General features: G+C 70.0%; 5 protein-coding genes. 2 read left to right on the top strand and 3 right to left on the bottom strand.

The features are described from left to right. Positions 1-172 precede the first annotated feature (172 nt). Positions 173-616, top strand: coding sequence for a phage tail protein (locus ACFVH5_RS43190; protein ID WP_143640089.1), 444 nt, complete (start codon positions 173-175; stop codon positions 614-616). Between the two features lie 138 nt (positions 617-754). On the opposite strand, the gene ACFVH5_RS43195 is transcribed toward ACFVH5_RS43190, so the two are convergent. The 3 genes from ACFVH5_RS43195 to ACFVH5_RS43205 form a co-directional block, all read right to left on the bottom strand. Further along, positions 755-1,414 carry a DUF5063 domain-containing protein gene (locus ACFVH5_RS43195; protein WP_384815305.1) on the bottom strand — a complete coding sequence of 220 codons (660 nt, stop codon included), beginning with the start codon at positions 1,412-1,414 and terminating at the stop codon, positions 755-757. A gap of 47 nt (positions 1,415-1,461) precedes the next feature. Continuing rightward, positions 1,462-2,061: a recombination mediator RecR gene (gene recR / locus ACFVH5_RS43200; protein WP_189773119.1), complete on the bottom strand. Its 600-nt coding sequence runs from the start codon at positions 2,059-2,061 to the stop codon at positions 1,462-1,464. A gap of 110 nt (positions 2,062-2,171) precedes the next feature. Then, positions 2,172-2,516: a YbaB/EbfC family nucleoid-associated protein gene (locus ACFVH5_RS43205; protein ID WP_385839167.1), complete on the bottom strand. Its 345-nt coding sequence runs from the start codon at positions 2,514-2,516 to the stop codon at positions 2,172-2,174. 304 nt (positions 2,517-2,820) lie between these two features. Here ACFVH5_RS43205 and ACFVH5_RS43210 point away from each other — a divergent pair, with 304 nt between their 5' ends. Beyond that, positions 2,821-3,552 (top strand): SLATT domain-containing protein, encoded by a 732-nt coding sequence (locus ACFVH5_RS43210; protein ID WP_385839169.1) that lies wholly within the window; start codon positions 2,821-2,823, stop codon positions 3,550-3,552. Positions 3,553-3,662: the final 110 nt, after the last annotated feature.

Here is a 3,662-nt window from a genome sequence, read left to right on the forward strand (position 1 = left end):
GTTCGACCTCTCCCGCCCGCCCCTTTCCTCCTCCCCCCGCTGAGTGCGTGTGGACCAGCCACCCCCCCCCCCCCCCCGCCGGGTGCCCCCCCGCCCCGGGCCCCCCTGCTCCTCCTCGTACGGCACCGACCCGTACGACAACGACAAGAACCCTCAGAAGGACAGAGAACAGATGAGTCTCAGCCCGGGTGACGCTCTCACTTCACATAATTTCGGTCTCCAGATCGACGGCGTCATGGTCGAGTACCTCGCCGAGGTCAACGGCCTCAGCATCGAACAGGACGTCATCAAGCACCTGTCGAACTCGGCGCAGGGCAGGCCCGAGGTCAGCCTCATGCCCGGCGTGCAGAAGGACGGGCAGTGCACGGTCGTGCGCGGTATGACCCAGTCCCCGGCGTTCACGACGTGGATCAACGACTCGATCGCCGGTCAGATGAGCACGGCCCGCAAGAACGCCTCCATCATCATGATGGATTACCAGAACAACCCGGTGAAGCGGTACAACATGCGCAACGCCTGGTGTTCCAAGATCGACGCCAGTGCGCTCAAGGCCGGCGAGGCCTCCGCGCTCACCGAGACCGTGACCATCGTCTTCGAAGAACTGGTCATCGAGTAATGCGCCGTACTGCTGCCAGGGCGGGCGCGGGCCCGGTCGTGGACGCACCGGTGCCGGAGCCGGTGGCGGCGCCGGAGCAGACCTTTGCGCCCGCGCCCCCCCCCCCCCCCGCCCCGCACGCACACGCTCAACCGAGCGTCACTTGACCTCGCGCAGACCCAGCGGGCCCGCGATCTCCTCCGCCATCACCCGGCCGGCCTCCTCCGCGAGGGCGTCCTCGCTGAGCTCCTGGTCGGTGTCCAGGCCGTCCAGCTCCTGCAGGGGCTGGTTCAGCCGGACGTGCGCCACCAGGGACTGCAGGGCGCGCAGGGTGGCGGAGGCCGTGGAGCCCCAGTTCGAGAAGTACGAGAACTGCCACCACCACATCGCCTCGGTGGTGCGGCCGGCCCGGTAGTGGGCCATGCCGTGCCGCAGATCGGCCATGACATCGGCCAGATCGTCCGAGATACGGGCCGGCACCGGGGGCTTACGGGGCTCGTACGGGTCGAAGACCTCGGAGTAGACGTCGACCGGGTCGAGCATCTCGGCGAGGCGTTCGCGCAGCTCGTCGACGTCCGGCTCGGGGCCCAGATCGGGCTCGTACCGCTCGTCGGGAAGGATGTCCTCGTGGGCGCCGAGACGGCCGCCGGCCAGCAGGAGCTGGGAGACCTCCAGGAGGAGGAAGGGGACGGCCGAGTCCGGCTCGTCGCCTCTCGCGACCTCTGTCACCGCGACGAGGAAACTCTCGATCTGATCCGCGATCTGGACCGAGAAGTCGTCGGGGTCGGGATCGGTCGCGTGCAGCGTGGCGTCAGACATCTAGAAGCCGGCCTTCCTCAAGAACTTCCCCTACATCAACCAGTCGTTCAGACATCCAGCAGCCGCCTTCCCTCGAAGGCGCGTCCCAGGGTGACCTCGTCGGCGTACTCCAGGTCGCCGCCCACCGGCAGCCCGCTGGCGAGGCGGGTGACCCGCAGGCCCATGGGCTTGATCATGCGGGCGAGATAGGTGGCCGTGGCCTCGCCCTCCAGGTTCGGGTCGGTGGCCAGGATCAGTTCCGTGACCGCGCCGTCGGCGAGCCGCGCCAGCAGCTCCCTGATGCGCAGGTCGTCCGGGCCCACACCCTCGATGGGACTGATCGCGCCGCCGAGCACGTGGTACTTGCCCCGGAACTCGCGGGTCCGCTCGACGGCGACCACGTCCTTCGGCTCCTCGACCACGCAGATGACCGAGAGGTCGCGGCGCGGGTCGCGGCAGATGTTGCACAGCTCCTCCTGCGCCACGTTCCCGCAGGTGGCGCAGAAGCGGACCTTCGCCTTGACCTCCATGAGGCACTGCGCGAGACGGCGTACGTCCGTCGGCTCCGCCTGGAGGATGTGGAAGGCGATCCGCTGCGCGCTCTTGGGACCGACGCCGGGCAGCCGCCCCAGCTCGTCGATGAGGTCCTGGACCACGCCTTCGTACACGGATTGCCTTCCTGTTCCCACGGACTCGGTACGTACCGTAGTCGCGCTTGCTCTCTTCGTACGTACGGTAGTTGGCGGTCGGCCTTCTTAGAAGGGACCGCCGGGTTGACTTAGAACGGCAGGCCGGGGATGCCGCCGGCGCCGCCGAGCCCCTGGGCCAGCGGTCCGAGCTTCTGCTGCTGGAGCGCCTGGGCGTTCTCGTTGGCCGCCTGGACCGCCGCGACGATCAGATCGGCGAGGGTCTCGGTGTCCTCGGGGTCGACGGCCTTCGGGTCGATGACCAGGCCGCGCAGTTCGCCCGAGCCCGTCACCGTCGCCTTCACCAGACCGCCGCCCGCCTGACCGTCGACCTCGGTGCGCGCCAGCTCCTCCTGGGCGTTCGCGAGGTCCTGCTGCATCTTCTGGGCCTGCTGGAGCAGCTGCTGCATATTGGGCTGGCCACCACCGGGAATCACGATCAGCTCCTGGTTCGTACGGCTGTGAGTACTGCGGTGAGTACTGCCTTCGGATACGGCTTTCCGGCGTGAATTCCGCCTTGGCACGAGCCTACGTGGTCTACCGGGCCGTCGCTTCGGCACTCTTTCGAGTGAGAGGGCGACTTGGTCTATACCTGATCAGGACCCACATCCGAGCGGAAAAGCCCCGAAAGCAGGACTGTCACCACCCATGGGGCGGTAGTAAGGGTGCGGCGCATCCGCACCACGCGCCACACCACCGTCATCGTCACCGTCACACAACGTCACAGCGAGGGAGCGTCGGGTGAGCCAGCCGGACATGCAGCCCGAGGGGCCGGCCCCGGGCGGTCGGCGCGACGGTCCCGTGGAACCCGGCGATCTGATGGGCCGGACCTTCCCGCTCGGCGACTGGGGTGAGCCGGCCGAGCGGCTGGACGAGCTCTACCGGTGGGTGGAGGCGGGAGCGCTCACCACCACGCACTGGTACCTCGCCGACCGGGTGTGGAAGCGGCGGGGAGCGCGGGCCCTGCGGGCCGGGGCCGCCGCGGGGGCCCTCGCCGGGGCCGGACTGCCCCTGCTGGACCTCGCCGGAGTGCTCGGCGGGGGCGCCGCCTGGGGATATCTGGCCCTGCTGGTGGCGGTCGCCTGTGTCGCGGGGGACCGGTTCTTCGGAGTGACGTCCGGGTGGATGCGGGACGTGGCGACCGCGCAGGCCGTGCAGCGGCGGCTGCAGGTACTCCAGTTCGACTGGGCGTCCGAGTGCGTACGGGAGGTTCTCGGGCCCGCCGAGGGGACGGCCGGGGAGGCCGCCGAGCGATGCCTTGCCGTGCTGCGGCGGTTCTCCGAGGACGTGGCGGAGCTGGTGCGGGTGGAGACCGCGGACTGGATGGTGGAGTTCCGGACGGGGGTGGCTCCGCTGGCGCTTCAGGGGGGTGGGGGTGGGTCCGCGCGGGATGCCGCGCCGGTCGCTCGGGCGCCCCTGCCGCCGGGCGCGCGGCCGAACATGCCCCGCCAGCGGCCCCCGGAGCCCCGGTAGGGGCGTTCTCCCTCGCCCCCGCCGCCCCTACCCGTCCCGTCACAGACTCGGGGGCTCCGCCCCCGAACCCCCGGTCCTCAAACGCCGGACGGGCTGAAACGCTTACAGCC

The organism is Streptomyces sp. NPDC127119 (genome assembly GCF_042677425.1).
Classification (GTDB): domain Bacteria; phylum Actinomycetota; class Actinomycetes; order Streptomycetales; family Streptomycetaceae; genus Streptomyces.